The organism is Candidatus Bathyarchaeota archaeon (assembly GCA_026014585.1).
GTDB lineage: Archaea > Thermoproteota > Bathyarchaeia > Bathyarchaeales > Bathycorpusculaceae > Bathycorpusculum.
Window position 1 is genome coordinate 268,082 of the sequence record JAOZIA010000002.1, and the last position, 25,175, is coordinate 293,256.

The following is a 25,175-nucleotide window of genomic DNA, read 5'->3' on the forward strand; positions in this document are numbered from 1 at the left end:
TGAGCCAAAGGGAATGGTTATAAGCCTTTTAAATTAAAGTTAATAATGGGTAAACCAGCTGGGAGAATGATGGAGAAAACGCCTCAAGTGCGACTTTGTCCCACATGCTATGAAGAAATGGAAGCTGTACGGGACAGCAAAAACCAAATAATTTATCATAAATGCCCCAAATGCGGAGCAAAAATCCTCTTCAGCCACGCAGGACACTAAAGCGAATGGTGGCGGGCCCGCTGGGATTTGAACCCAGGATTCTCGGCTCCGGAGGCCGATGCCTTAATCCGTGCTAGACTACGAGCCCCGCTGCTGCAACAAAAACACTGCTTTGGAATTTAAAGGTACTTTGTTATTCTTGGATTATTTCTTCGTTTATCCACCATGCCTTCTTTTTGCCTGCTTTTTCTCCTGCATAGTAGTAGATGATGGGTTTGCCGTTTTGTTTTTTACTGGTTTTCTGAATTTTCAGTAGCCGATTCAGCACTAGCCAGCGGTTAGTTTTGATGTAGTCCGCCAGTTCGGGTGTGGTGGCTCCTTTGTAATGGAGCAGGTACTCAATGATTTTGTGGTCCAACTCGTCGATGCCGTAATTGTGTGGGTTAATTTTGCCTTCCTGATACGTCATAATTTCCAGGTCGGCCAAGTATTTGCGGATTTGCCCAAACTCAGCTTCCATCCTACCAACGCGTTTTTCAAGCGCCAGTAGTTTATCGGGTTTGGGTGTGACTTGGAGTTTTTCAGATATGGCTTCTCTTATGAAGCTGCTTCGGTCGCCTTCGGGGATGCGTAGTGCTAATTCGTTGTAGACTTCTTCTGGCAGCTTTACTGTGACTATTTTGGTGTCAACCAACCTCGGTCCCTTTGATGTTTCTATTGTTTTTCTTATTATTTCACGTTTTCCATGAGGGACCGCTTAGTTGATTGTCTGCCAAAAACAATAGTAATTTATTTGAGAAGTGCACAGTAGTGGGACAGGTGACAAAAATGTCGATTGACTGGTCCCAAAAAGAATTATTAATTCTAGCTTTTGATCATCGTGGATCTTTTCTTGAAAAAATGTTCGGTATAAAAGGTCGACAACCAACCCCTGAAGAGAAAAAAATGATTGAAGATTACAAAAAAATGATTTTTGAAGGCTTCCGACTTGCCACAAAAACCAATGTACCCCCAGAAATCGCGGGTTTACTGGTGGATGAAGAATTTGGCACCAGCGTTTTGTGGGAAGCCAAAAAAGACGGCTTAACTTTTGCAATGCCCGTTGAAAAGTCAGGTCAAGAGGAATTCGACTTCGAATACGGCGACAAATTTGTTGAGCATATAGAAGAATTTGAACCTAACTTCGTCAAAGTTCTGGTCCGCTACAACCCACAAAGCGACCCCGAAATGAACAAGCGCCAGCTTGAAAAGCTTAAAACTCTTAGCGATTACCTGCACAAATCAAACCGTGCATTCCTCTTTGAACTAATCGTGCCCGCAACCAAACTGCAACTAGAAAACTTGGAAGGTTCCAAAGAAAAATACGACCAAAACCTGCGTCCTAAATTAATGGTTGACAGTATAAAAGAAATCCAAGACGCAGGCGTAGAACCAGCAATCTGGAAACTCGAAGGCGTCGACAAAGCCGAAGCAGCAAACGCCGTAGTTGGCCAAGCAAGAAGCGGCGGCAGAAACGTTGGCGTTATCACGTTGGGACGCGGAGAATCCAAAGAGAAAGTTCAAGAATGGCTTAAAGTAGGCGCAAAAATCTCAGGCGTAATCGGCTTTGCGGTTGGCAGAACCATTTTCTGGGAACCACTAGCCGAGTTTAAAGCAGGCAAAATCACATGTCCACAAGCAGTTGAAAAAATCGCTAAAAACTATGGCGAGTTTACACAACTCTGGCTCGCCGAATGCAAACAGTGATGCACCATGACCTCTCTTAGAGCCCTATCTCCATCCTTAACCAGAATCACCACAGCAGGCGCAGTCGGAGCAGCACTTCACATCGGAAAAGGTGACCCAGACAAAGTTGACCAAACAGCCCTTGACTTTTCACGTGCAGTCCTAAACCAAACTGAGATTGACGGAGAAGTCATCTGTTGTGAGGGACCCAAAGACAACGCCCCAGCCTTTAACAACCGCGAAAAAGTAGGCACTGGCAGCGGACCTAAAGTTGAATTTGTTATTGACCAAGTTGACGGAACAACTGCTACTTCTAAAGGTAAAAAGGATGCCATCTCTGCATTGGCGTGTGCTCCTTCAGGTTGCCTGCAGGTGTTGCCTGATGATGGTTACTACTTTAAAGTGGCAACCAACGGCATAGCTAAAGGAAAAATCAATCTTGATATGTCCATCGAAGAAATCGTCACAACCATCTCTGAACTCAAAAACAAGCCACTATCCAACTTTACCGTAATAATGTTGGAGCGCTCCCGACACGATGAAGTGCTTGGGCGCCTACGAAAAATGGGTGTAAGAATCATCCTAATCGCTGACGGCGACATCGCTGGTTCTATCGTTACTTGTTTACCTGAATCAGGTGTTGACTTGCTTGTTGGTGCTGGTGCAGGTGCAGAAGCCACAATTGCAGCTACTGCAGTCAAATGCTTGGGCGGTACCATGTTGGTGAAGGTTTGGAAGGACAAAAAAGATGATGCGGGCAGAATGGACAGGCTAAAAGCGGCAGGTGTGGACGTAACCAAAACTTACACTGAAGACGAGTTAGCTAAGGGTAACGAGATGATTTTTGCAGCCTCAGGCATAACTAAAGGCGAAATGCTTGACGGCGTAAGATTCACCTCAAAAGGCGCTATTGTGCAGTCAATCTGTACAAGATTGCCCAGTGGAACCCTGGAGCGCTCAGAAACCATCCTTAAATTCAAAGGTCACCCCGTCTACAGTCAATTTACCAAGTAGACAGGGAAATTTTTTCCCTATTTTACTCTTTTTAAAAATTGTTTTTAAGAAAATTTAGTGTACGTGTTCGTGGTGATGTTCCTGTTCATCTATGGGTTGGCCTGCAAGTTTTGCCAACTCAACATAGCGGTGCTCAACAATATGCTGCAGTTCACTTTGCAATGCCTCTCCAGCTAATTTTTTCTCTTTAAGCAGGTTTGTTTTCTTTGCCAATTCTGCATCGCCAATGCCGATGAACCATGCTTGGAAGTCTCCTCTGCCAACATGGAACTCTACTGCTTTAGTGTCTATTCTTCCAATTTTGTTTGCAAAGTCTCGCAGGGTATGAGCATGCATACCCATTGGCTTGTCAACGTCACTGTAGAAACTGAATGCTTGGTCGTGGGGTTTGTAGCTTAAGATTGCTTGGGCTTTTTCTTTGCTGATTTCTGGCTTGTCAACTGCCTTTTTGCCTTTTTCTGTGGCCTTGAATTTTCCTTTTTCAGGCGTCACGACGTAGCCCATGCGGATTAAGCCAAGCAGATGCATTGTCACCATTTTTGGTTCTTCTTTGATTTCCTGCGCAATGTCTGCTGCTTTTTGTGGTTCTGTCTGGATTAACAGGAAATCCATTATTTTTGTTTTAATTGGCGATAAACTCAATTTTACAAGCACCTTGCTTAGTTAGCTAATACACAATCAAGCTAATCAAAGTTTTCCTCAATATAATCTATAAAATGACGGTTTTTAGGATGCGTGAAGGGTTTAAATAACCACTCTAAGTATATTTAATTCTGAACCTAACGTTAAAATGGTGACACCCAGTGAAGATAGCTGTTTTTGTTTATGAATATCCACCTAAAATCGTGGGTGGTCTAGGAACCTACGCGGCAGAAATAACACGAAAATTCGTCCTAAATGACCATGATGTTACAGTTTTCACAATGAACGACGATGAAGGCACATTGCCCACCCGAGAAATCTGGCGAGGCATCGAAATCCACCGCCCTTTCCACATTGACGTTTCCGATTCGCTGCCTGACGTTATTGCTGATGACATCAAAAAATGGGGCAGAGGTTTGCATTTGTTTGGTAAACTGATGGTTTACAATTATCTTTCGGCAGCAAAAATGATTAACGAGCTCATGAAAAAGGAAGGTATCAAGTATGATGTGGTTGTTGCGCATGATTGGCTCTCCGTTATGGGTGGCGTGACTGTTAAACGTGAAACAGGGTTGCCGCTGGTTTTTCATGTGCATTCCACCGAGAAGGGCAGAACTCTTGGCGGCGGCTCAGGCGTAGTTAGCAACATTGAACTGCGTGGGGCTAATATGGCGGATATGATAGTTACTGTTTCTTATGCTATGAAAGATGAACTAATCCAGCTTGGTTTTCCTAAAGAGAAAATTGAGGTCAGCTATAACGGGGTGGACCCACAAAAATATGACCCCTCCACAGTTACCAAAGAGCAAATTAAACGAATCCGCAACTTGTATGGCATCAAAGATGATGAGCATATGATTTTGTTCCTTGGCCGATTAGTCGCGGTTAAGGGAGTGGATAAGCTGATTATGGCTATGCCACATATTCTAACAAAGATTCCCAAAGCCAAACTCGTGATTGTCGGTGTTGGGGAACTTCAAGAATACCTGATGAACCTAACCCGAACCATACGACTGGAACAATACGTTAAATTCAGATTTGACTTCATTTCCGAAGAAGAACGCATACACCACTACGCAGCCTGCGACTTAGCAGTTTTCCCCAGCCACTACGAACCATTCGGAATCGTTGCGTTGGAAGCCATGAGCATGGAAAAAGCTGTCGTAGTCGGTGCGGCTGGCGTTAGCGGCATGCGTGAAATCGTAATTTGCTGTGGCGAAGAACAATGCGGCTACCATATTGACCCAAACAACCCCTCTGACATTGCGTGGGGTGTAATTAGCGCGCTTGAAAGCCCTGAGCGGCGTGAATTGTTTGGTAAAAACGGCAGGAAACGAGTGCTTGCAGAGTTCACGTGGAATCGTATCGCTGAAAAAACCATTCAGCTATATGAGAAAGTAGCTAAACGTTAGCGCTGGTGGATTTTGAAGCCTGAAACCAACTTAGCATGTACTGTAGCTAAGGAAGCTGCTACTCTTCTTTATTTTGGTGCTGAAAAAGAGTACAAGCAAGCCAAACTAAAAGCCGCTAGGACCCTTGGCACAAAATTTTTGCCTTCCAACCTTGAAGTAGCCCTTGAGCTAGACAAGATAGCGCAGGAAAACGAGGGGCAAACGCGGCAGACTCAGCTTTTAGAGATGCGCAGGGATGCCTTGGCGATTATGCGTGTTTTGCAAGATTTCTCTCCTGTGCTGATTGGAAGTGTTTGGCGTGGAACCGCAAGATGCGGAAGCGACATCGACATCGCCGTGTACACTGATAAGCCCGAAACTGTTTTATCTAAATTGAAAGCTGCAAACGTGAAAATCCAAAAAACCCAATGGACAGCCGTAAACAAGCACGGCGAAACCCTCCAATCATTGCACATTTACGCTCACAACCGTTACAGCCTTGAAATTGTTGCTCGAAGCGCAGGTGAGGCTGGGCAAAAGCGTCGTTGCGAGGTTTTCGGTGACCAAATCAAGGGGTTAACGTTAAAAGAGCTTGCGCGACTTTTGGAAAGTGACCCATTTGCACGTTTTGTTCCCGAGTAGTTTGCTTTTTTTGGGTAAAAAAACACTTAAACCACTTTTCCCAGTAAAATAGTGAACAGCTTCGGTAGTTGATGTTTATGGCTATTGAAAAAAAATCCTTCAAGAAAATGTTCCCCAAACTATACGATGAGCTTGAAGAAGGCGAAAACAAAGTCTCAATTGATGCCGTACGCAAAACCCCCGAGGAAGAAGCTGAAGAACTCCAAGATGCCCTGGAGTTTGAACAGTCCATACCTGACAAGTTCCGTCATTTCTCACCCTCAGCGGTAGATTTTATCCGCAGATGCGACACTCACGAGCAGGCAGAAGAAATAATCGCTTACCTTGAAAAGAAAGGCGAATTATCCTGTGAGGACGCAAAGAAAATGCGTTGTCAACTAAAAAATGAGGGCTTACGCAGTTTCGGATGCAAAAAAGAAGACAACTACTACTTCAAAGAAGCAGGGCTCAGCTAAATCAGAAATTTTGGCACGCACCGCTTATCCGTGATAGGGTCAAATTTTTCCAGTTCATCTTTTTGAAGAGGTAGCACAATTCTTGAAACTAACCCGTTTAGGCTAAAGGGCAAACGTATCAGGCGCATCTCTCCAGAGGTCACCCAAGCGTCAATGTGGAACCCTGCGGCTTTGGCGTTTTCAGCAATTTTCTGCCGCTCCACCATGGATAATTCGTAGGCGGCTTGGTCAAGAACGTGAATGTGAAAGCCCCTGCCCGAGTAAACCACCGTGAGCTCAGAGAACGTTTGCTCCAAAAACTCATAGAGGCAAATTGTTTCCTGTCTAACCATATCCAGTTCCAACTCGCAAAAACTCAACCCTTGATTTTTCGCCATCTTATCCGCTAATGTGCCGTGCACTGGGCAGGTGATGTTTTCGGGGTCCAAGTCAAAGGCGAGTTCCTGACCAATTTTTTCGTCATTTGGGTCGTAGATGTTTCGATCATAGTAAACAGCTTCAGACAAAAAATCCAAAATCTGCCTCTGTACATCTTCTAAACTGCTGTATTGGTCAATTATGATTGTGGTTGATGTATCTTGGCGATATTTTTCGGGGTAAATTTTGGTGTGCCTGCCAATTATGACTGCAAACCATGTCCTGCCTGGTTTAGTCTTGAGCCATTCTGCGATGGCTTGCAGGTTAAACTCGCTCATGTAAAATTGTTTTCGTTCCTCAAGTGTCGCGTACCGCATTCCACTAGGCAAGATATACCGAGTCAATCAAAAACCCCACGTTACTATTGTTTTCGTTTCAAAAAATCTTTACGTATCCTACACTAGAAACCCTAATATCACTCGCGTACTCAATTTTAAATGGTGAATTTTTTTGCCTATTGATCCTGATTTTCAAAAAAACCGACAAGTTGTAAGTGAACATAACGGTCACAGCGTTTGGGGACCAGTTGAGCCACCAGCAAAACTTGGTATTCACGGAACCAATGTTGCCGTGGACTGGGATAGTTGTGTAGGTGATGGAGTGTGTATTGATGTTTGTCCTGTGTCGCTTTATGATTGGGCTGACACGCCAGGACATCCACTATCGGAACGTAAAGCTGACCCCACACGCGAAAAAGACTGCATACAGTGCCTTGCCTGCGAAATGCAATGCCCCTCTGCAGCCATAAAAATCACCGTTCCCCCATAGCTACCAGCCTATTTGGTTCCTATTAGTAATTCATTGCAGAAACCATAGAAGGGTAGAGGTTTTAATGGCGAGTTTTCAAGCCAAAAATTCCAGGTCACTTTTTGTTTTGCACGTTTTTTGCATTAAGCTAATAAGTGAAGTGGGTTTCATTTGGGTGTGGTGAAAAAAATCATGAAACTTGCCACCCTGTTGCTTTGTTTTGCTCTTTTAGCAACATTAAGCCCTGCCTTGATAGCTAATGCTGAGCAGCAAACAGGAGACACATGGGAAACTAAAACGCCAATACCGCAGACTGGAGATATGAAAGCTGTTGCTGTTGAAGATAAAATCTATGTTTTCCAGGACTCATCCACCTACATGTACGACCCTGCAACAGACGCATGGACACAAAAAACAGCCATGCCAACCCCCAGAGGAAAATTCTTTGCTGCCACAGCAATAAACACTACAATATACACAATAGGTGAAGGCGTAAATGAAGCCTACAACACGCTAACGGATACTTGGGAAACCAAACAGGTTCCACCTTACTATGCTAGGGTTATGGGTGCAAGTGTGGTTGACGGAAAAATATACGTTATCGGTGGAGCAGGTCAGGGAAATAATCAGAATCAAGTGTATGACCCTGCAACTAACTCGTGGACACCGTTAGCGCCTATGCCTACAGGGTTTGGGTACTATTTCATAACCACCTGCCTTGACAAACAAATTTATTTCATACTTTCAGATGGAACAAACCTGATCTATGACACAACAACTGACACATGGACCACAGGAGCAACAATACCCCAGAAATACTCAGAATCAGTCATAGCAGCCACCACAGGGCAGTATGTGCCAGAACGCATCTATGTTATTGGTGGTTGTATTGTTCATGGGTTAGCGCAGACTACCGCGGTTAATTCAACTTTCTGTCATGATCCTGTATCTGATGTGTGGAGTCAAATGGCTGATGCACCAACTAGAAGAAGCAGCTGCGCAGTCGCAGTTGTAGATGACAAAATCTACGTGATTGGCGGCAGCCTTGATGTCTCCACGCTCACAGGTAACCCAACAAACATTGTTGAGGTCTATACTCCAGCTGGTTACAGTACAGCACAACCATCTGGTGATAATTCGCCTCAGCCAAGTCCAGTAGAAAACTTAAGCCTGATTGTTGGGTCAGTTGTGGCAACAGCAATCGTTACAGTTGCGGCAATAACAGTGTACCATTTCAAACATACACCCAACAAAACCCCAATAAAATAAAGTATACCATTCCTATTAGGCTCCAAATAGAAACTCATTGCAAAAACTATAGAGGGATAGGTTGCTATTGACGCTTTTCCAAGCCAAAAACCCGTTCCGTATACAAAAGCATCAACCAAACACAAGTTTAACTCTGCATTTTATACCGCAAAATCGCCGCGATACCACCAAACGCACTCTTTAGCATTTGACCTTCCTCAGTCTCCGTGGAAACAACCTCAACATCCGCATTAGAAATCTCTGCCAACGCTGCTAAGTCATCAATAACGTCCTGCTTATCCACGATTGTGTATGAGGGTGCTTTGCATTTGCTACAGGGTTTTCCCGAGATGTTTTGCTCAAAAGTTTGCAAATCCACATTTTTTACGGTGTGCTGTTCTTCATTGTTGCAGGCGCCGCATTTTATGGTAACGCGGGTCATGTCAAGGTTTTCAGAAACAATCAACGTGCGCACCATGCCCGCTTGGAGCATTTGACGAACTTCAGCTTCACCGTAAGTTATCATGCCGCTGTCGTGTCCGACTTCGTAGAGGAATTTCTGCATGATTTCTTTCTCCTCGATGTAGCGGACTTTACGCATTATTTCAGGGGCTTTATCCACCACTTCCTTAACCCCTTGCTCCTCCACATATGCCGTGTCAACGATGTCAATTACTTTCTTTTTAAGCTGATAATTAAGAAAATCGCCCTTCTCAAAATCATACTTGGTTGGTCCAGGACCACCCAAAATGATGCCTTTTAGGTTTTCAAGAGGCAAAAAAATCTCGTTAGCATGATGCCCCACACGAACAAAATACTCATTAAGCTGCATATCCCGCAACCGTTCATAACGCCTAGCTGACTGACCACCCGCACGGGTTTTACCTGCAACACCCGAATGCATCTCAGTAACAATCTGCAAACGCTTACCCTCAAGAGTAGCAATAGTCGCGCCAGAAGCATCCACAAGCAAAATACCATAGGTTTCTTTTTCCCTAAGCATCTCCTGCAGGTGCTCAGTATGAAAACGTGAATCACAACGATACAGAAAAATACGAATCGGTTCAGGCGGAACAATCACGAAAGATTCCATGCGCTCAGTTCCAGGTCCACCGCCCTCTTGAGGACGTGCACCAGTAAAGATTACAATTCCCCTTTCGCCGGGGTCTTTGAAGAGTTTGAGTTTTTGTTGAGCTTTAGTGATGGCGTCAAGCACGTTTTTTCTTGTCACGTTTGATTTGATGTTGCTTGCTGTGCCGTACTCGTTGCGTAGCAGGTTAACGGCGTCGCTGATTTGCTTGTCAGGTGGCACATAAATGGTGATAAGTTCTGTGTGGCTACCCTCTTTGCTGGCTAAGGCATTGATCATTTTTCGAAGCCGAAACAGCTCAAGAGAGGATTTTTTTGCGGTGCTCAACATAATTCACTAAATTTTATTATCTAACGTTAATTAGGATAAAATAAAAGTTGCGACATAAAAAGAAGAAGGCTACGCTTTAGCCTTTGCTGGGGCTTCAGGTTTTGGCATTGGAACCCCGATGGCTTCACGCAGGTAAGCCTTGAAAGGACCAAGTTTACCGCCGTAGTTGCCAGCGGAAATCTTTACGACGCCTGGAACAGAAACTGCTGCGGTGACGCCTTCTGCCATGGCTTTCTTTACTGCATCCAATGTTAAGCCGTTCATAACGATTTCGTAAACACAGTTTACGCCTTCTGGAACCACTGTGTCTGGCACTATGGTTCGCAGTGTTGGACAGTAAGTTTGGTTAGTTGAAGCTTTAAGTTTGTATTTTAGTGAACCAGCTTTACTTCCAGAACGGCATATTCCACCTGGGAACTGCATGATCACGTCTGGAGCGTTTGCACGGATTGCATCTGCCGCGGCTTCGGCTGCTTGAAGACCTGACTCGGCGTCTTTTGCGAAAATCATAAAGTTGCCGCCTGCAACTGCTTCCATCGCGCCAAACCCATCTTCCACATAGAAGTTGCCTTCCATAACTGGGATTTTCCAGCATTTCCTGCCACCGTACATGGCTTTCTTTTGGAAGCCGTCACCAAAATAGCGAAGGCTACTGCCAACGTTTAGAGTACGTTTGCCGACTAACCCGTTAAACGCTGCAGTTGTTGGACAGGTTAAAGTGCACTGCCCAATGCGTTGCATGAGTTGGTTTTTGAGTTCAAAGCGGTCACGGTTATAAATTTGAATATACACGCCTGGGCGTTTGTCTGGTGTTTGGTCTGCTGGGATAGCGCGTTCTATTGCTGCTTCTGCGGTTGCTTCAATAACGCTTGTGGCAAACCCGGTGGTTATGCTTCCAGCGATTTGCGCCCATTTCTCGTTTTTGGCTGTGATTAAAACTCTCCCTACCCATAGCGGGAACATTTCTGCAAAAGTGTCTGCGACTTGAACAATGCTGCCACTTGGGGTTTTTACATAAAACATTTTTTCGCTTTCATCATATCGTTGGATTTCAAGCTGGTTGTTTGACATGGAAGAGACCTTGCATGTGAGTTACGAGATGGAACAATTTAAGAGTTTTTGTAAAGGGTAGCTTGTTTTTTCCATGTTAAATGTTAATGGTTAAAAAATTGAGGATGGAAAAGTTATGCCTGAGGGGTGCATTTTGCCTTTTATTGGGAGATGGCGTCCGCAGACGGTACAATTCATGTTATCGGTTAGGTTCCATTCGGTTATGTCAAAGCTGAAGCGTTTAATCACTGCCGTGCCACAGTTCGGGCAATACGTGTTCTCTGCAGGATGCCCCGCAACGTTACCAAGATAAACATAATTTAGCCCAGTCTCCTTAGCAGTCAAATATGCTTGCTCCATATCCTCAACGGGAGTAGCCTGCAAACCAGTCATTTTATACTCAGGATGAAAACGCAAAAGATGAAACGGCGTGTCCCTGCCCAAATTGTCACGTATCCACTCAGACAACTTAGTAATCCTGTTCATGTCATCGCCGATTTTAGGCACAACCAAATTTGTGATTTCAAGGTGGATACCGTTTAGTTTGAACTCTTTTAGCGCCTCATAAATCGCTTCAACGTGAGGCACCGCAGATTGAGACCTGTAAAATTCAGGGTCTCCACCACCTTTAAAATCCACAGTTGCCGCATCCAAATAAGGCGCAATGGTCTTTACGGCTTCAGGTGTCATGTACCCGTTGGTTACAAACGTGTTAAACAAGCCTGCTTCATGCGCGAGTTTGGCGGTGTCGTAGGCGTATTCCATGAAGATTGTGGGTTCAGTGTAGGTGTAGCTGATTCCTTGACATTTGCTGTCTTGTGCAGCCTTCACAATTTGCTCTGGCGTGAAAGCTCGCCCATCAACCTCATGATTTTGGCTAATCATCCAATTATCACAGAATTGACAGCGAAAGTTGCAGCCAGCAGCCGCAAACGAGAGTACCGAAGCACCAGGGTTAAAGTGTGAGAGCGGTTTTTTGCCGATGGGGTCAACACCGATGGAAACGGCTTTGCCGTAATTGAGTGTGTAGAGTGTGCCTTCTTGGTTTTTGCGAACCATACAAAACCCCCTTGCACCATCACTGATTAGGCAGCGTCGTGCGCACAGGTTGCATTTGACTTTGTTTTGGGCTTGTTTTTCGTAGAGCATTGCTTCATGAAGCGACATAAATTTCCACTAATCCCTGCAGTTAAAAGAGAACGGTTCTGTTTAAAAGTTTAATCGCAAAGGCAAAGTTGAATTCATCGTTTTTTAGCTATTCAAATGCTTAATAGTTATAACTACATCGTTATGTAGTGAATAAGTTGAGTAAGCCCTGAAACCTTTAGGTCTAAAGATAGAAGGATAATGACTATGACACTCTTGTTAGAACAAAAGGTGTTGTATCAGAGTGGGTAAAGTAAGAAAAATCGGATTATTAACAGGTTTATCTTTGAGTTTAATCGGAATATATCACATAATATCTTTTCCGTGGTATGGGATAGTTGTAGGAATATTAATTTTAATTCTAGGGTTAATCTTGATTGCTATTGCACCTGAAGGTAAAAAAGAACCCAGAACTCAACCGAACGGCGTGACTTTGTTTGGTTACGTTGCTTTCTTTAGTTCGTTGATCGTTGGCTTTTTTTCCTATATGATGGTAATATTTGGATTTGGGGTATCCAGAGGGCTGTATTTAATTTGGTTTCTTGGATTTTTTGCTTTGACAAGTCTGCCCTTGTCAATACTTGTTCTTCGTAAGGTTTGTTCAAAATATTTGTGGCACGCCATAATGGTGTTTCTGAGCGCTCTTCTTGTATTAAGTTTTATCCGCGATTTAGTATGGAAAATAATACCTGTTGCCGCCAATCAACCAGAGTTCTATTATTTTGTCTTACCAACTTACATTTTTTCAATCAGTTTCATTATATATTTTTTAACTAAAAAAACAAGACAATATTATGGGCAAGTTGGAAGTACCTTTTGTTATACCCGAAGCGTTTACGCTGGCGCTATGGTCGGTGTTTCAGTTTTCCTATTGTTGATTCAAATATTTGGGGTTCCGTTTTGGTGGACTTTCAGCGGTCTAAACACCCAAGATAGCGTTTACGTTAGTTCCTTGAATCCCCAAAACCCCGAAATAGGCGAAAACATTACATTTCAAGTCACAACTTGGGTGTCGTATAAGACTTATTCACGGTTTTACAATATTAGTAATGCAGTGATAACCGTAGAAGCAAACGGAATAAAGCCGTATACAGTCTATGCTGATGAGAACGGCGTCGCGTCTTTTGTTTATCAAGCTCAACCAACTATCTTTAGAGTCTACGATGGCGAGGATCATTCTTTATATCATGTCATTCCAGCAACACCGCAAGAATGGGAAATGAGCTGTTTTATAGCAGTTGTTGGCGCTATTTCTCTTGGTTCATTGGCAGGGTTTATAATGTTTAAACGAAAAACACCTCCTCAAAAAACAAGTCAGACTCCAAAATAGTCTCGTGTAAATAAGTGGGGCAAACTTTTTTTTTAAAAAAAAAATTAGAAGAGTTTGTTGAAGAAGCAGCTGTATTCGCCAGTGTGGCAGGCTGGTCCAGTTTGCTCAACAACGTACAGTAGCGAATCGTAATCGCAGTCGGTGCTGACGCTGATGACTTTTTGTGTGTGTCCACTGGTTTCGCCTTTTACCCAGATTTCACTGCGGCTTCGGCTCCAGTACGTGGCTTTCTTGGTTTTCAGCGTAAGTTCTACGGCTTCGCGGTTAGCGTATGCTTGCATTAGCACGGCTTTGGTGTTTGCGTCTTGCACTACAACGGGGATGAGTCCGTCGCCTTTTTTGAAGTCAAGTTTCTCTAAGAGCCCAGTTGGGGTCATGTTCTAATATTCACCCCCGCCTTACGCAAATAATCCTTCACAATTGGAACAGGATAACTATTATAGTGAAAAATTGAAGCTGCCAACGCCGCATCAGCCTTGCCATCAGTGAACACATCTAAGAGGTGCTTTGGTTCTCCAGCTCCACCGCTTGCAATGACTGGAACGTTGGTGCGTTCACTGATTTCCCTTGTTAATTCGATGTCGTAGCCATCTTTTGTGCCGTCCTTATCCATCGAGGTAACGAGGAATTCACCTGCACCCAGCCGTTCAGCCTGCATAGCCCACGCCAAAGCGTCAATACCAGTGGGTTTTCTGCCCCCATAAGTGACAACTTCAAACCACAACTTACCCTCAGCCGTGTCCACCATAATTTTACCCTCAGATGGGGTGCGGTTACGTTTAGCATCAATAGCGCAGACAACGCATTGGCGTCCGAAAACGTCGGCAAGTTCAGTTATGAGCTTTGGGTTTTCTACTGCTGCCGTGTTTACTGAGACTTTGTCTGCACCACTGCATAACACTGAGCGGGCGTCGGCTACGCTTCGGATTCCTCCGCCTACAGTGAAGGGGATGCTAATTGCTTTAGCGACACCTTCTACGTACTTGCGCATGATATCGCGTTTCTCACTTGAAGCAGTGATATCGAGAAAAACAAGTTCGTCTGCGCCGTCGTCGCTGTAGCGTTTTGCCATCTCAACTGGGTCGCCTGCACATTTAGGATTGAGAAAGTTTATGCATTTGACGACTTTGCCGTGGTCAACATCAAGACAGGGTACTATACGTTTTGCTAATGGCATCTTGTTAGGCTCCTAGTTTTTGTATTGCTTCTTTTAGCGTGAATCTTCCCTCATATAGAGCTTTACCAATAACTGCGCCCTCACAACCGATTTCGCGTAGCGCTTCTAAATCGCCGATGGTGTCGATGCCGCCTGCCGCGATGATTTTTGCGTTTGGGTACATGGCGGCTGAGCTGAGGGTTTGCAGGTCGGGACCTGTGAGCATGCCGTCTTGGGCGATGCTGGTTATCAAGAAAGTGCTCACACCCATCGTGGTGTATTTTTCTAATGCCAAGTCAACGTTCATGGCGGTTTTGGTTTGCCAGCCCTCAACCATGATTTGACCATCCTTATTATCTAAAGCCACAATCACGGAGTCATTGCCGAATTTCTCCTGAATCTGAATGATGGCATCGGGGTTAGTGAATGCTAAAGCGCCCAGTATCACCTGCTTAACGCCAGCTTGCAACACTTTAGTTGCGGTTTCAACGCTGCGAATTCCGCCGCCGACTTGAATGGGTAAAGCAACATTTTTGGCAATCTCAGCAATAACGCCTCGGTTGTCGCCGATGCCAAATGCTGCATCCAAATCGATAATGTGCAGTTTGCCTGCGCCCTCAGACTGCCAACGCTGGGCAGCTTGCAGGGGTGTTCCAAATTGGCTGGTGTAGTTTTTGGCGGTTTCAGCTGCTCCGCGGGTTAACCGTACAATGTTGCCGCTCATCAAATCTATAGCTGGTATCAACTGCATACCTTGTTTACCTCACGACTATTTTGGCGAAGTTACGTAGGATTGCTAATCCGATTTCGCCTGATTTTTCTGGGTGAAATTGTGTACCATAAACGCTGCCTTTAGCTACAGCGGATGTGAAAGTTTGTTCATATTCGGTTTTGGTGCAGATTATGGATTTGTCAGTTGGCTCTGGATAGAGAGAGTGCACAAAGTAGACGTAGCTGCCGTTCTCGATGCCGTTGAAGAGCTCGTTTGGCTTGACAATGTCTAGCGTGTTCCAGCCCATATGAGGCACTTTCACCTTTCCCTTTAAGGAAACATTTGTGCCGCCAAAAAAGCCTAAGCCTTCGCCTGGACCTTCCTCGCTGGAATCAAAAAAGAGCTGCAGGCCTAAGCAAATCCCTAAAAGGGGCGTGCCATCTGCTACTTTCTGCTGCAAAACCTCTTTGACGGCGTCCAGTTTTGAGGATGCCGCAGTGAAGCTTCCTACGCCTGGGAGTGCAAGGGCGTCTGCGTCTTTGAGGTCGTCGGCTGTTGTGCCGATGGTGGCGGTTAAGCCTGCTTTTTCAAGAGCGGTTTTGAGGCTGAGCAGGTTGCCTACGCCGTAGTCGAAGATTACTGCTTTTGCCACTACATTGCACCTTTACTACTTGGAACACCTTTACGCCGTGGGTCTATGGCTACCGCTTGTCTTAGCGATAGCGCGAGGGCTTTGATTGCAGCTTCTGCTTTGTGGTGATCATTGCTGCCGTATTCTATGTAAACGTGCACATTGGATTGTAAACTGGTTGATAGGGATTCAAAGAAGTGCACGATGTCTTCGGTTGGCATTTCCTCTACTTTTCGTCCTCTTAGTTTGAGGTCGATTTTGAAGTAGGGACGCTTAACTAAATCCACGGCTGCAAACGCAAGTGAGCAATCCATTGGGGCGGCTGCGTTGCCAAACCGCACGATACCTTCTCGTGTGCCCAATGCCTTGTTTAGGGCTTCGCCTAAGCCGATGGCGATGTCTTCTACCATGTGGTGTACTAGGTCGCCTTTGACGGATGCGGTCATGTCGATTAGGCTGTGTGTGGCAAGTGAGGTGAGCATGTGGTCAAGGAAGGGTATGTTGGTGCTAATTTGGGCTTTTCCTTCCCCGTCTAAGTTCACGGATACTTGCACGTCGGTTTCTTTGGTTTTACGGCTAATTTGTGCTGTCCTCATACTAGTCACTTTGAATTTGTTTTAATGCCTCGATTAGTTTGCGGTTCATTTCAGGCAAGCCAACGGTTACGCGGAAACAGTTTTCGTAGCGCAGGATTGGGCTGCCCCATTTCTTGAGCATAATTCCTTTCGCCATCAGTTTCTCGTAAACTTCATCAGCTGGCTTGGAAGTGTTCACCAGCAGAAAGTCGGCTTGCGAATCGAAGGCTACTACACCGTTTATTTGGTTTAATGCTTTAATGAGCTTTCCCCGCTCTGCAATGAGTTCTGCAGCGGCGGTCGTCATTAAAGCCACGTTGTCAAGCATTTTGCCCCCCATACGCAACGTAAACCCACTAACCGGGTAGGGTAAGGGGGATTTTTCTGAGATAAGTTTAGCTAACTCAGGGTTTGCAACCGCATAACCCAACCTGAGCGCGGCGAGCCCAAACGCTTTGGAGAACGTGCGCAAAATCACCATGTTAGGAAACTCACTGATTCGGTGCACAAACGAGTAATCCGCAAACTCACCATACGCCTCATCCAAAATGACAATACCTGGGAAGGCTTTGGCTAATTCCGCGATGTCTTCGGGTTTGAATTGGGTCGAGGTTGGGTTGTTTGGTGAACAGATATAGAGAAGCCTTGTTTTTTCGTTGAATTGTGCTTTTAGTCCTGCCACATTAAGCTGCAAATTATCAAGTAAAGGTACCGCGATGTAGTCGCCCTTCTGCCGCTTGATGCACAAACGTGGAATACTGAAAGTTGGAGAGAAAGAAACCGCAACTTCACCTTCCTCAATGAAGAGCCGCACTATGCGGTCAATGAGTTCGTCGCTGCCGTTGCCCACTATGAGGCAGTTTTCGGGTGCACCGATGTAGCCTGAGAGTTTTTTGAAGAATTTGGGGATTTCATCTTCGGGGTACATGCGCAGGTCAAACTCGTCGGCGAGTTCTCGCACCAGTTTTGCCTGTTCTTTGCGGTCAACAAAGAAGCTCTCGTTAAAGTTGAGCTTGACGATTTCATCTGTTGAGACGCCAAGGTTTTTGGCGACTGTTTCAGGCGTGGCTCCCGCTGAGTAACAGTCTATTGCTGCGAGTTTTTGCTTTTTTTGCTGTAACCAGTTTTGATATGAGCTCATTTTTGGAATCTTGCCTCTATTGCTTTGTAGTGATTGGGAAGGTTTTCAGCAGTCGTTAGGATTTTGATGTTTTCTTTTACTTGCTCTAAGCCTTGCTGTGAAGCTTCTACGATGCTAACGCGCCGTGTGTAGTCAAATGCGGATAATCCTGAAAAGGACTGGGCAAATGCTCCCGTGGGCAGTACGTGATTGGTTCCGCTGCCATAGTCACTTAGCGGCACTGGACTGTATGGTCCCAGAAGAATTAAGCCCGCGACGAGTTTTTCTGCGACCTCTTGGGGGTTTGCCACTAACACTTCAAGGTGCTCAGCAGCGAACTTGTTAGTTAACTCTATCATTTCTGAGAGGTTTTTGCATGTGATTATGAAACCAAACTTTTCCAGTGAAACAATGATTTTTTCGCTTCGCTCAGCTTTAACTGCAAGTTCGGATAGGTTTTCCTGCACTTTAGCAACTAACGCCTCAGAAGTTGTAATCAACCCGGCTACGCTGTCGCCGCCATGTTCAGCCTGTGAAATCATGTCATAAGCAATCAATCTTGCATCCGCTGTCTCGTCGGCAATCACCAAAACCTCGCTGGGACCAGCGGGCATGTCAATAGCAACGTCTTGAGAAACCAGAACCTTGGCTGCGGTAACATATTTGCTGCCTGGACCAACAATTTTTTGCACATGAGCAATTGTTTCTGTGCCGTAAGCCAGCGCGGCTATTGCTTGGGCTCCTCCAACCTTGTAAACCTCATCCACCTTGCAAATGTCTGCGACAACCAACACGAGAGGGTTAACGTTTCCCAACGCATCAGATGGAGAAACCGCCACGATTCGGGGTACGCCTGCAACTTTAGCTGGAACAGCAGTCATAACCAAAGTGCTTGGGTAAGAGGCTTGCCCACCTGGCACGTAACATCCCACGCTTGCGATTGGCTGCAGGCTGGTTTCTACGGTTATGCCGTCGGTTTGGGTTTGGTTTTTGGTTTTGCTAAACAGTTGTGTTTGGAAGTTTTCGACTTTTTCTTTCATGAATTTTAAAGCTGCAACCTGCTGTGGAGAAATTATTTTGTAGGCTTCCTCGAGTTCTGCTTCTGATACTTTCAGGCGTGTACTTGTCAATTTAGCCTTGTCAAATTTTAGCGCAAACTCCAGCAGTGCCTCATCGCCTTTTTGTTTTACTTGGCTTATGATTTCTTTAACGCTATCTTCCACTGCTTGGCTGGCTTGCGGGTCAGCTTTTTCCCTCTTAAACCAGTCAGAGGGAAGGTTTTTGGAATTATAGAGTTTTATTCCAACTTTGTTTGACACGTTTTCTCCTCTCTTTGACCAATCTCATCCAACGCCAAAACCTGTCGCGGCTCATACACGACCAAGCCCTGAGCGATTTTACGGATTTTCGGCAACAGCACAATTAAGCTGTCTTTTTCGATAACCGTGTTAACGCCAACCCATTCCTCATCTGCCAAGGGTGCAATAGTTGGGTTCTTCAAGGCAGGCAACTCTGTGAGCAAGGTTTGCAGATTCTCTTTTTTGACGTTCATAAATACATGAATCCTCTTAGAACCATCCACAACACCCTTGAGCAACGCAACAATGTCAAAGATTTTAGCGCGTTTCTCTGGGTCTTGTAAGGCTTTCTTGTTTGCAATAAGAATCGCTGAGGACCGCATGACTGTGTCAATTATGCGCAGGTTATTGGCTTCAATTGTGGTTCCTGTTTCGGTGACATCCATGATGCAGTCGCTGTTTTCTGGTGGCTTTGCTTCGGTTGCGCCAAAGCTTAGGAAGATTTTTACGCGGGGATTGTCGCCTTTTCTCCACCATGGCGTCATAAGCATTGGGTCAGCATCACCAAAACGGGCTTTGTATTCGGGGGTGCTTTTGAGGTATTCGCTGGCTATTGTTAGGTATTCGGTGCTGACGCGGAAGTTTTTGCCTTCGCTCCAAATGGATTCCATAAATTGTCCAAGTGTTGTGCCTTCGGGAACACTGTTTGGGACTGCTATGACGAGGCGGATTTTTCCGTATTCTAGATTCTGGAGAACTTCAACGTCGGCGCGGTTTTCTCTGACCCAGTCTTCGCCTGTTATGCCAAGGTCTTGTAGGCCTTCGCTGACAAACACGGGGATTTCTTGGGGTCGTAGGACTTTCATTTCTATTTGGGGGTCGTTTATTGATGGGCGGTAGGTTCGGTCGGATGAGCCTATTCTAAATCCTGATTTTGAGAAGAATTCTGCTGTTGCTTTTTGCAGAGAACCTTTTGGGATTGCAAATTTTATTTTTTCCATAATTTTTCACCAAGTTTAGAGAATGGTCTGTTTGTTTTTTGTTTTGAAGAATTTTTGATGTTGAGGGCTACAGCTAACAAAGTATTAGTTAAGCTATACGGTTTTGGATTGCTTTTAATGAACGCAATCGCCTTGTATGAATATAATCCCTCATCATACACCACTGAGCACACCACAACGTTACCTGCCATATAAATCTGCCCCCCTAATATTTAACTACTAAACAACAAGCCAAGCTAAACGGGGGTGCTGTTGTTTTTTATTTCAAAAACCAGTGGAGACGCCGAGTTTCTTGTCTGCAATTTTATACCCAGCAACCCCTCCATGAGACCTTCCCAGATTTGAGAGTCATTGATAAAGGGGGTTTTTATGAGCAGGTACTTGTCTTTGAGGTAAAAATCTCCAAATCCTTGGATGCGTAGGCGTTTAAAGACGTCTTCCCAGTTTTCCTGATTGGACAGGTCAATGTCAAGACTAGTTTCCATAGAGACCCTGAGGGCTTCACCCATGTTTTTTCCCATTTCAACCCATTTGTCTTTGGGAAGATATTGCAGGGCAATATTAACAAGTTCCACATTAATGAATGCGACACGGCTTATGCCGCAGTAGTATTCACCTGGAAAGCGCCAGTCATAAATCATCATGCTACGGTAAACGTCGAGCATTTTGCTGATGAGGGGTTTGATGCCGGGTTCTTTGCCTTGCTTGATTAGGTTGTCGATGAATTCGCGTTCTTCTTTGTCCAGGATGATTGTGGTTCGTCTGGTTTCTTCGGGTTTGTCTAGGTCCTGGAGCTTTTTTTTGGCATCAAGCATAATTGGTAGTTCGTTGGTTTTTGCATTTATGCTTTGTGTATAGTGAATATAGCTTCAGAATTATTGTGTATGGGGTAAGAAAACTTTAATGGATGGAGGATAGATTTAGGGGTGCCGATGAAGAATCTTAACTGCTGATTAGATGATGCACCCTAGGGTATCTGAGGCAAAATTTTAGGTTATAACTTTCTGTTTTATCAGATACACCATCAAGCCCAAGCCCGCAATGAACAGGACTAAGCCTGTCAGAATGGAGGCGATGTAGTTTATGCCTGCGACTTCAAACATGGCATACGGCACATAGGTTGGACCCGCAAAAATCAGAATCATTGTGATTAGCATCATGAATACGCGGTTGAATTTAGACTGCAGGAAACCTGCCTGATTTTCAATGTTTTGGTTTTGCGTCATCATGCACCCTCTCTAAACTTGCTCAACAACACTGTTTTCCTTTAATCCTTCTTTTATCTCTTTTCCTAAACTCTTCATCAAGAACTTAAAAACCATAAGTCCAGCGCCCTTATCGGCACTAAACCCAGTAGTCGCACCCAGCAAAGATACGCCGTCAAGCTTGTGTTCTTTTGCCAATGCTAATGTTAAACCCGTTCCGCCAACAATTCTGCCTTTACTGTAAATAACTGCGCCTTTTTCCATAAATTCTGTGGCTAACTGCTGGTTGGTCGCGGCAATGTACACCTGTGCCTTGTCCTCTGTGATGGGGACGCCGCCCATGGTAACTACAAACTTGCAGCCTAATGACTCAACAAATTTGATGACTTCTTGGCAGACCACATAATGCGCCACTACATCATCAAAGCTGGGCTGCACTTCGCCTGTCATGATGATTAGCGTGTTTTTTTCCATTGGGGCTGAGTAGAATTCGTATCGGGGCAGGTGCGCGATGCCTTTGCTGGTTATGGAGATGTAATCGGGAAAGCTGGGAGCGTAGAGTTCCGCGAACGGTTTGGCGTCGCAGAAGTTGATGAGCAGATGCGCGGCGATGCGTCCCACGTTGCCAAAACCTGGCAGTCCCTGAACAAATATGGGATTCTCTAAGACGGGTTCGGAAAGTTTACGAATAATAGGCTCCATCATGACGCATGCCTTCCTTTCCAGTAGGGTAACCCCCATAACTAAAAACCTTTCCCACAAACAGAAAAAAACCCTTTAATATCTGAGACGCACCCTACATAGAATGCACGCCAAAAACAGCGCGCAACACATCGAAGCGGGGTGGGGTAGCCAGGATTAACCCGCTGGGCTCATAACCCAGAGATCGGTAGTTCAAATCTACTCCCCGCTACTAAACAATTTTAAGTAACCACCTAAAAAGTCTCAACAAATCCCAATTGATAGTTTGATATGTACAGACTATCTTTAAAAGTGTATAGCGCAAATATATAACAGATATATATGAGCCAGCCCCTACTGCAGGACATAAAAGTTTACTATGAAAACGACTCTAGGAAAATACAGTGTTTTTGTGGAAAAATATGTAACCGTGCGCTGGTTCCTCACCTAAAAAGAGAGCATCCAGATGTATGGGAAAAGTGGACGATTGATTTTGTACACCAGTTAGCTGAAGGGAAAAGTCCAAATCAGATAATGAAGCGCTATCGTCTACCTGACGGTAAATTACTTTTTAGCTGGACTGTAGTTGAAAGAGCCATTCGTAAATTGGTGGAAACAAATAAAGTAAAACCAATTTTTGCCAGGAAAAAAAATATTGATAAATGGGAACCAGAAAATTTTGTTCTTGAAAACACTACTGTTTGGGATTTCAAGGATAGGGGGAACTGGGCTGTTCACCAAAATGATTACAGAGGGAATTGGTCACCAAAACTTGTACGCAATTTATTGCTGCGTTATACAAAACCAGGTGATTGGGTGATAGATCCCTTTGTTGGAGGCGGTACAACCTTAATTGAAGCATGGCTTATGGACAGAAAAAGCATTGGCATAGACATAAGCCCTTTTGCAATTGAAATGACAAAACAAAGGGTGTCTCAACTTAAAGAAAAAAATCTGGAAAGTTGCATTAAAAAGCTCGATAAAAATATAGCACCCGTTATAGAATTGGGAGATTCGAAAGAACTAGAAAAAATCTTGCAAGAAAAAAATATTCCAAATTTGTTTTCTTTTGCTGCAGTCCACCCACCTTATTTTGATGCATTTCAATACTCAGAAACAATAGATGGTGATCTCTCACGAATACATTGTATGGACAAATTTTGCCAAGACCTTAACTTGATTGCAACCAAAATATGGCAATGTCTAAAAGACGACGGAAAGTGTGGAGTACTAATTGGCGACGTGAGAAAAAACAAGTGTGTTGTCCCTGTCGGCTTTAAAGTCTTAAATATTTTCTCAGAAGCAGGTTTTTCTTTGAAAGAGATAATAATTAAAGTACAGCATAATGATAAATCAACAGAATTTTGGTTTAATAAAATTGATTTTCTCATAGCGCACGAATACCTTTATGTGTTTGAAAAGATAAAGAAAGATAACCAAACAGGTGAACCAATTGTCAAGACAACAAGTACCACCTGAGGGAGAAGTTGCCCAAGTCCACCCTGACCTGATAGTACGCAATGATGATAATCCTCGACTTATTTTTCCTCAAAGCGAAATGCAAGCCCTACAGGAATCTATTGAAGAAGTAGGCATACTTGTTCCACTAACAGTTTTTGAAAAAGAAAATGAGAAATACACGCTTGTAGACGGCGAAAGACGATGGCTTTGTGCGTTAAGGCTAAATCTAAAAGCTATCCCTGTTAACATTATCGCACGACCTGCAAGTAAAGTCGAGTATGTTTTACGCATGTTTAACATTCACAACGTTCGAGAAGATTGGAAATTAATGCCTACAGCATTAAAACTGAAAGTTATACTGGAAGCATTCCCAGACAAAAGTGATAAAGAGCTTGCCAAGATAACAGGAATGACTGTGAGCACTTTACAGAGATGTAAAGAACTGCTAAAACTTCCTTTAGAATACCAAAGTATGATCTTGGAAGAGGAAGAAAAAGAAGTAAAAAAGCCAAAATATTCTGAAGATTTTTTCCTAGAGATGATGGGCGCAATTCGTTCAATAAAGAAATTCCATGCCAACATCTACCAACAACATTCAGATGAAGGGATAATTAAAAAATTTGTAGAAAAAAGGGAAAATGGAAAAATAAAGAATGAAACCGATTTCAGAAAAATACCTAAAGTTATTGCAGCTGGCAGGAAAGGAGTATCAGACGTTAAAGTGGAAAAAACAATTGCTCGAGTAATTGATGATGAAGATTATACAATTGACGATGCATACAAAATAGCAGTTCCTACAATTGAAAGTGTTGGAGTAGAGAAACAGTGCACCCAATTAATAGATTCTCTCAATGACTTGGACGCCAGACTAAATCAACAAAGGAAACAAAATTTGGCATCGCTACTAAAAGAACTTAGAAAGATAATTGACAGCACTCTTAGGAAAATAGAGTGAAAATAATGGCGGGTCTATCAACACAGCAAATAGACATGCTAAAAAACACTTGCATAAAATATTTTAAACAAAGATGCCAGGTTCACATAGATGTTCCTATTTCCGACGATATTCGATGGAGACCACACGTTTATGCAAAAAACCATGAAGAACTCATTTTGGACATTTTGACAACTGAAGACATACCTGAAAGCCAGATAGAAAAATATATCACCATTAAAAATAGATTTCCAGAAATTAATATCTACTTAGCAATAATTGATGATGTGCGGTATTCATATCCTGGAGTGATCGAGAAGTGTTCACGCTATGGCATAGGGATTTACATAATAAATGATAATCAGATGCATTTAATGATTGCTGCAAAAGCTCCAACAATTGAACAGATAAGATCTCATCATAATACTGCAATCGCCCCTAACGCACCCTTTGGAAATATTCTTGCTCTAAAAAAATGCTTTCGTAACTGTAAGGAATATTTATTTTGGATTGAAAAAAATTTACCAAAAAAGGTTTTTGAAGTCATTTATAACGCGATTAAAGATGGCGATATTACTGGAGTCGATCAAATTAGATTGCTCAGAGTATTTGATGAATCTGTCGACGAACGATTTCGAAATGAGTTCGAAAGACTTAGGGGGGAACTGATAGATTATGGAATAAATATAGAATTAAGAGTAATTTGCAATAAATTAACTGCAACTTCAGTGCATGGACGATTTATATATACAAAAGACCAGCAATATCAATTGCCACCATTAAATTCTTTACTTGCTAACCAATGGGACAACATATTTCGTGACCCCAAGATTCCACAATTTGAGGATTATTGGAAAAGTGGCTTAGATGTTGTAACCAAATGGTCCGATATACAAAAAAGTGCCCAAACATTTTTACAGAAACAGAAAGTCCATAGTTAACAATCAAACCGATAAACATAAAATTAGTTTTTTAGTCAAAAGAAGCACTATTTTCAGGGTTTTTTGTTTAGTGGGTTAATTTT

General features: G+C 43.7%; 30 protein-coding genes and 2 tRNA genes. 13 read left to right on the forward strand and 19 right to left on the reverse strand.

Features of this window, described 5'->3' with window-relative positions:
- The first annotated feature begins 45 nt into the window (after window positions 1–45).
- On the forward strand, window positions 46–210 hold the full coding sequence (locus NWF01_01565; GenBank protein ID MCW4023708.1) for a hypothetical protein: 165 nt from the start codon (window positions 46–48) through the stop codon (window positions 208–210).
- 9 nt (window positions 211–219) lie between these two features.
- Here the strand turns inward: NWF01_01565 and NWF01_01570 are convergent.
- Both NWF01_01570 and NWF01_01575 read right to left on the reverse strand, forming a co-directional pair.
- Window positions 220–298, reverse strand: a tRNA-Arg gene (locus tag NWF01_01570).
- Between the two features lie 45 nt (window positions 299–343).
- Window positions 344–844, reverse strand: coding sequence for a hypothetical protein (locus NWF01_01575; GenBank protein MCW4023709.1), 501 nt, complete (start codon window positions 842–844; stop codon window positions 344–346).
- Window positions 845–978: 134 nt separating this feature from the next.
- Here NWF01_01575 and NWF01_01580 point away from each other — a divergent pair, with 134 nt between their 5' ends.
- Together NWF01_01580 and NWF01_01585 are read left to right on the forward strand one after the other, a co-directional pair.
- Window positions 979–1,896 carry a DUF2090 domain-containing protein gene (locus NWF01_01580; protein MCW4023710.1) on the forward strand — a complete coding sequence of 306 codons (918 nt, stop codon included), beginning with the start codon at window positions 979–981 and terminating at the stop codon, window positions 1,894–1,896.
- Window positions 1,897–1,902: 6 nt separating this feature from the next.
- Window positions 1,903–2,889, forward strand: a complete 987-nt coding sequence (locus tag NWF01_01585; GenBank protein MCW4023711.1) for a fructose-bisphosphatase class II family protein — start codon at window positions 1,903–1,905, stop codon at window positions 2,887–2,889.
- A 54-nt stretch (window positions 2,890–2,943) separates the two neighbouring features.
- On the opposite strand, the gene NWF01_01590 is transcribed toward NWF01_01585, so the two are convergent.
- Window positions 2,944–3,531 carry a hypothetical protein gene (locus NWF01_01590; GenBank protein MCW4023712.1) on the reverse strand — a complete coding sequence of 196 codons (588 nt, stop codon included), beginning with the start codon at window positions 3,529–3,531 and terminating at the stop codon, window positions 2,944–2,946.
- Window positions 3,532–3,692: 161 nt separating this feature from the next.
- On the opposite strand from NWF01_01590, the gene NWF01_01595 reads away from it, so the two are divergent.
- From NWF01_01595 to NWF01_01605, 3 genes are all read left to right on the forward strand, one after another.
- Window positions 3,693–4,943 carry a glycosyltransferase family 4 protein gene (locus NWF01_01595; protein MCW4023713.1) on the forward strand — a complete coding sequence of 417 codons (1,251 nt, stop codon included), beginning with the start codon at window positions 3,693–3,695 and terminating at the stop codon, window positions 4,941–4,943.
- A 12-nt stretch (window positions 4,944–4,955) separates the two neighbouring features.
- Window positions 4,956–5,564: a nucleotidyltransferase domain-containing protein gene (locus NWF01_01600; GenBank protein MCW4023714.1), complete on the forward strand. Its 609-nt coding sequence runs from the start codon at window positions 4,956–4,958 to the stop codon at window positions 5,562–5,564.
- A 77-nt stretch (window positions 5,565–5,641) separates the two neighbouring features.
- Complete coding sequence (locus NWF01_01605; GenBank protein ID MCW4023715.1) at window positions 5,642–6,019, forward strand: DUF2095 domain-containing protein; 378 nt, start codon at window positions 5,642–5,644, stop codon at window positions 6,017–6,019.
- On the opposite strand, the gene NWF01_01610 is transcribed toward NWF01_01605, so the two are convergent.
- Window positions 6,016–6,780: a DNA primase gene (locus tag NWF01_01610; GenBank protein ID MCW4023716.1), complete on the reverse strand. Its 765-nt coding sequence runs from the start codon at window positions 6,778–6,780 to the stop codon at window positions 6,016–6,018. The two genes, NWF01_01605 and NWF01_01610, sit on opposite strands and share 4 nt — an antisense overlap.
- Before the next feature lie 106 nt (window positions 6,781–6,886).
- Between NWF01_01610 and NWF01_01615 the strand changes: the two genes are divergently transcribed.
- Together NWF01_01615 and NWF01_01620 are read left to right on the forward strand one after the other, a co-directional pair.
- On the forward strand, window positions 6,887–7,204 hold the full coding sequence (locus NWF01_01615) for a ferredoxin family protein (GenBank protein MCW4023717.1): 318 nt from the start codon (window positions 6,887–6,889) through the stop codon (window positions 7,202–7,204).
- Window positions 7,205–7,375: 171 nt separating this feature from the next.
- On the forward strand, window positions 7,376–8,452 hold the full coding sequence (locus NWF01_01620) for a hypothetical protein (GenBank protein ID MCW4023718.1): 1,077 nt from the start codon (window positions 7,376–7,378) through the stop codon (window positions 8,450–8,452).
- Between the two features lie 127 nt (window positions 8,453–8,579).
- Here the strand turns inward: NWF01_01620 and prf1 are convergent, their stop codons facing one another.
- From prf1 to amrS, 3 genes are all read right to left on the reverse strand, one after another.
- Entirely contained in the window at window positions 8,580–9,848 is a 1,269-nt protein-coding gene (gene prf1, locus NWF01_01625; GenBank protein MCW4023719.1) for a peptide chain release factor aRF-1, read from the reverse strand.
- 72 nt (window positions 9,849–9,920) lie between these two features.
- Window positions 9,921–10,874, reverse strand: a complete 954-nt coding sequence (fhcD, locus tag NWF01_01630) for a formylmethanofuran--tetrahydromethanopterin N-formyltransferase (GenBank protein MCW4023720.1) — start codon at window positions 10,872–10,874, stop codon at window positions 9,921–9,923.
- A 138-nt stretch (window positions 10,875–11,012) separates the two neighbouring features.
- Window positions 11,013–12,068 (reverse strand): AmmeMemoRadiSam system radical SAM enzyme, encoded by a 1,056-nt coding sequence (gene amrS, locus NWF01_01635; protein ID MCW4023721.1) that lies wholly within the window; start codon window positions 12,066–12,068, stop codon window positions 11,013–11,015.
- Window positions 12,069–12,291: 223 nt separating this feature from the next.
- Here amrS and NWF01_01640 point away from each other — a divergent pair, with 223 nt between their 5' ends.
- A complete protein-coding gene (locus NWF01_01640; GenBank protein MCW4023722.1) occupies window positions 12,292–13,377 on the forward strand; it encodes a hypothetical protein in 1,086 nt (361 codons plus the stop codon).
- A 44-nt stretch (window positions 13,378–13,421) separates the two neighbouring features.
- Here NWF01_01640 and hisI read toward each other — a convergent pair whose 3' ends face one another.
- From hisI to NWF01_01700, 12 genes are all read right to left on the reverse strand, one after another.
- A complete protein-coding gene (gene hisI, locus NWF01_01645) occupies window positions 13,422–13,754 on the reverse strand; it encodes a phosphoribosyl-AMP cyclohydrolase (GenBank protein ID MCW4023723.1) in 333 nt (110 codons plus the stop codon).
- Window positions 13,751–14,554 (reverse strand): imidazole glycerol phosphate synthase subunit HisF, encoded by an 804-nt coding sequence (hisF, locus tag NWF01_01650; protein ID MCW4023724.1) that lies wholly within the window; start codon window positions 14,552–14,554, stop codon window positions 13,751–13,753. The genes hisI and hisF overlap by 4 nt, the downstream gene beginning before the upstream one ends.
- Window positions 14,555–14,558: 4 nt before the next feature.
- Window positions 14,559–15,284 carry a 1-(5-phosphoribosyl)-5-[(5-phosphoribosylamino)methylideneamino]imidazole-4-carboxamide isomerase gene (gene hisA, locus NWF01_01655; GenBank protein MCW4023725.1) on the reverse strand — a complete coding sequence of 242 codons (726 nt, stop codon included), beginning with the start codon at window positions 15,282–15,284 and terminating at the stop codon, window positions 14,559–14,561.
- A 7-nt stretch (window positions 15,285–15,291) separates the two neighbouring features.
- Window positions 15,292–15,897 carry an imidazole glycerol phosphate synthase subunit HisH gene (gene hisH / locus NWF01_01660; protein ID MCW4023726.1) on the reverse strand — a complete coding sequence of 202 codons (606 nt, stop codon included), beginning with the start codon at window positions 15,895–15,897 and terminating at the stop codon, window positions 15,292–15,294.
- Complete coding sequence (gene hisB, locus NWF01_01665) at window positions 15,897–16,472, reverse strand: imidazoleglycerol-phosphate dehydratase HisB (protein MCW4023727.1); 576 nt, start codon at window positions 16,470–16,472, stop codon at window positions 15,897–15,899. The genes hisH and hisB overlap by 1 nt, the downstream gene beginning before the upstream one ends.
- A gap of 1 nt (window position 16,473) precedes the next feature.
- A complete protein-coding gene (gene hisC / locus NWF01_01670) occupies window positions 16,474–17,592 on the reverse strand; it encodes a histidinol-phosphate transaminase (protein MCW4023728.1) in 1,119 nt (372 codons plus the stop codon).
- Window positions 17,589–18,890 (reverse strand): histidinol dehydrogenase, encoded by a 1,302-nt coding sequence (gene hisD / locus NWF01_01675; GenBank protein MCW4023729.1) that lies wholly within the window; start codon window positions 18,888–18,890, stop codon window positions 17,589–17,591. Before hisD ends, hisC begins: the two co-directional genes overlap by 4 nt.
- Window positions 18,869–19,870, reverse strand: a complete 1,002-nt coding sequence (hisG, locus tag NWF01_01680; GenBank protein ID MCW4023730.1) for an ATP phosphoribosyltransferase — start codon at window positions 19,868–19,870, stop codon at window positions 18,869–18,871. Before hisG ends, hisD begins: the two co-directional genes overlap by 22 nt.
- On the reverse strand, window positions 19,858–20,061 hold the full coding sequence (locus NWF01_01685) for a hypothetical protein (GenBank protein MCW4023731.1): 204 nt from the start codon (window positions 20,059–20,061) through the stop codon (window positions 19,858–19,860). Before NWF01_01685 ends, hisG begins: the two co-directional genes overlap by 13 nt.
- A 45-nt stretch (window positions 20,062–20,106) precedes the next feature.
- Window positions 20,107–20,685 carry a hypothetical protein gene (locus NWF01_01690; GenBank protein ID MCW4023732.1) on the reverse strand — a complete coding sequence of 193 codons (579 nt, stop codon included), beginning with the start codon at window positions 20,683–20,685 and terminating at the stop codon, window positions 20,107–20,109.
- Between the two features lie 174 nt (window positions 20,686–20,859).
- Window positions 20,860–21,096 (reverse strand): hypothetical protein, encoded by a 237-nt coding sequence (locus NWF01_01695; GenBank protein MCW4023733.1) that lies wholly within the window; start codon window positions 21,094–21,096, stop codon window positions 20,860–20,862.
- A gap of 12 nt (window positions 21,097–21,108) precedes the next feature.
- Window positions 21,109–21,780: a PAC2 family protein gene (locus NWF01_01700; protein MCW4023734.1), complete on the reverse strand. Its 672-nt coding sequence runs from the start codon at window positions 21,778–21,780 to the stop codon at window positions 21,109–21,111.
- 132 nt (window positions 21,781–21,912) lie between these two features.
- Between NWF01_01700 and NWF01_01705 the strand changes: the two genes are divergently transcribed.
- The 4 genes from NWF01_01705 (at window position 21,913) to NWF01_01720 (ending at window position 25,092) form a co-directional block, all read left to right on the forward strand.
- Window positions 21,913–21,988: transfer RNA gene (locus NWF01_01705), tRNA-Met, on the forward strand.
- Between the two features lie 110 nt (window positions 21,989–22,098).
- Window positions 22,099–23,235, forward strand: a complete 1,137-nt coding sequence (locus NWF01_01710) for a DNA methyltransferase (protein ID MCW4023735.1) — start codon at window positions 22,099–22,101, stop codon at window positions 23,233–23,235.
- Entirely contained in the window at window positions 23,210–24,172 is a 963-nt protein-coding gene (locus NWF01_01715) for a ParB/RepB/Spo0J family partition protein (protein ID MCW4023736.1), read from the forward strand. The genes NWF01_01710 and NWF01_01715 overlap by 26 nt, the downstream gene beginning before the upstream one ends.
- Before the next feature lie 5 nt (window positions 24,173–24,177).
- Window positions 24,178–25,092: a hypothetical protein gene (locus NWF01_01720; GenBank protein ID MCW4023737.1), complete on the forward strand. Its 915-nt coding sequence runs from the start codon at window positions 24,178–24,180 to the stop codon at window positions 25,090–25,092.
- The last annotated feature ends 83 nt before the right edge of the window (window positions 25,093–25,175 follow it).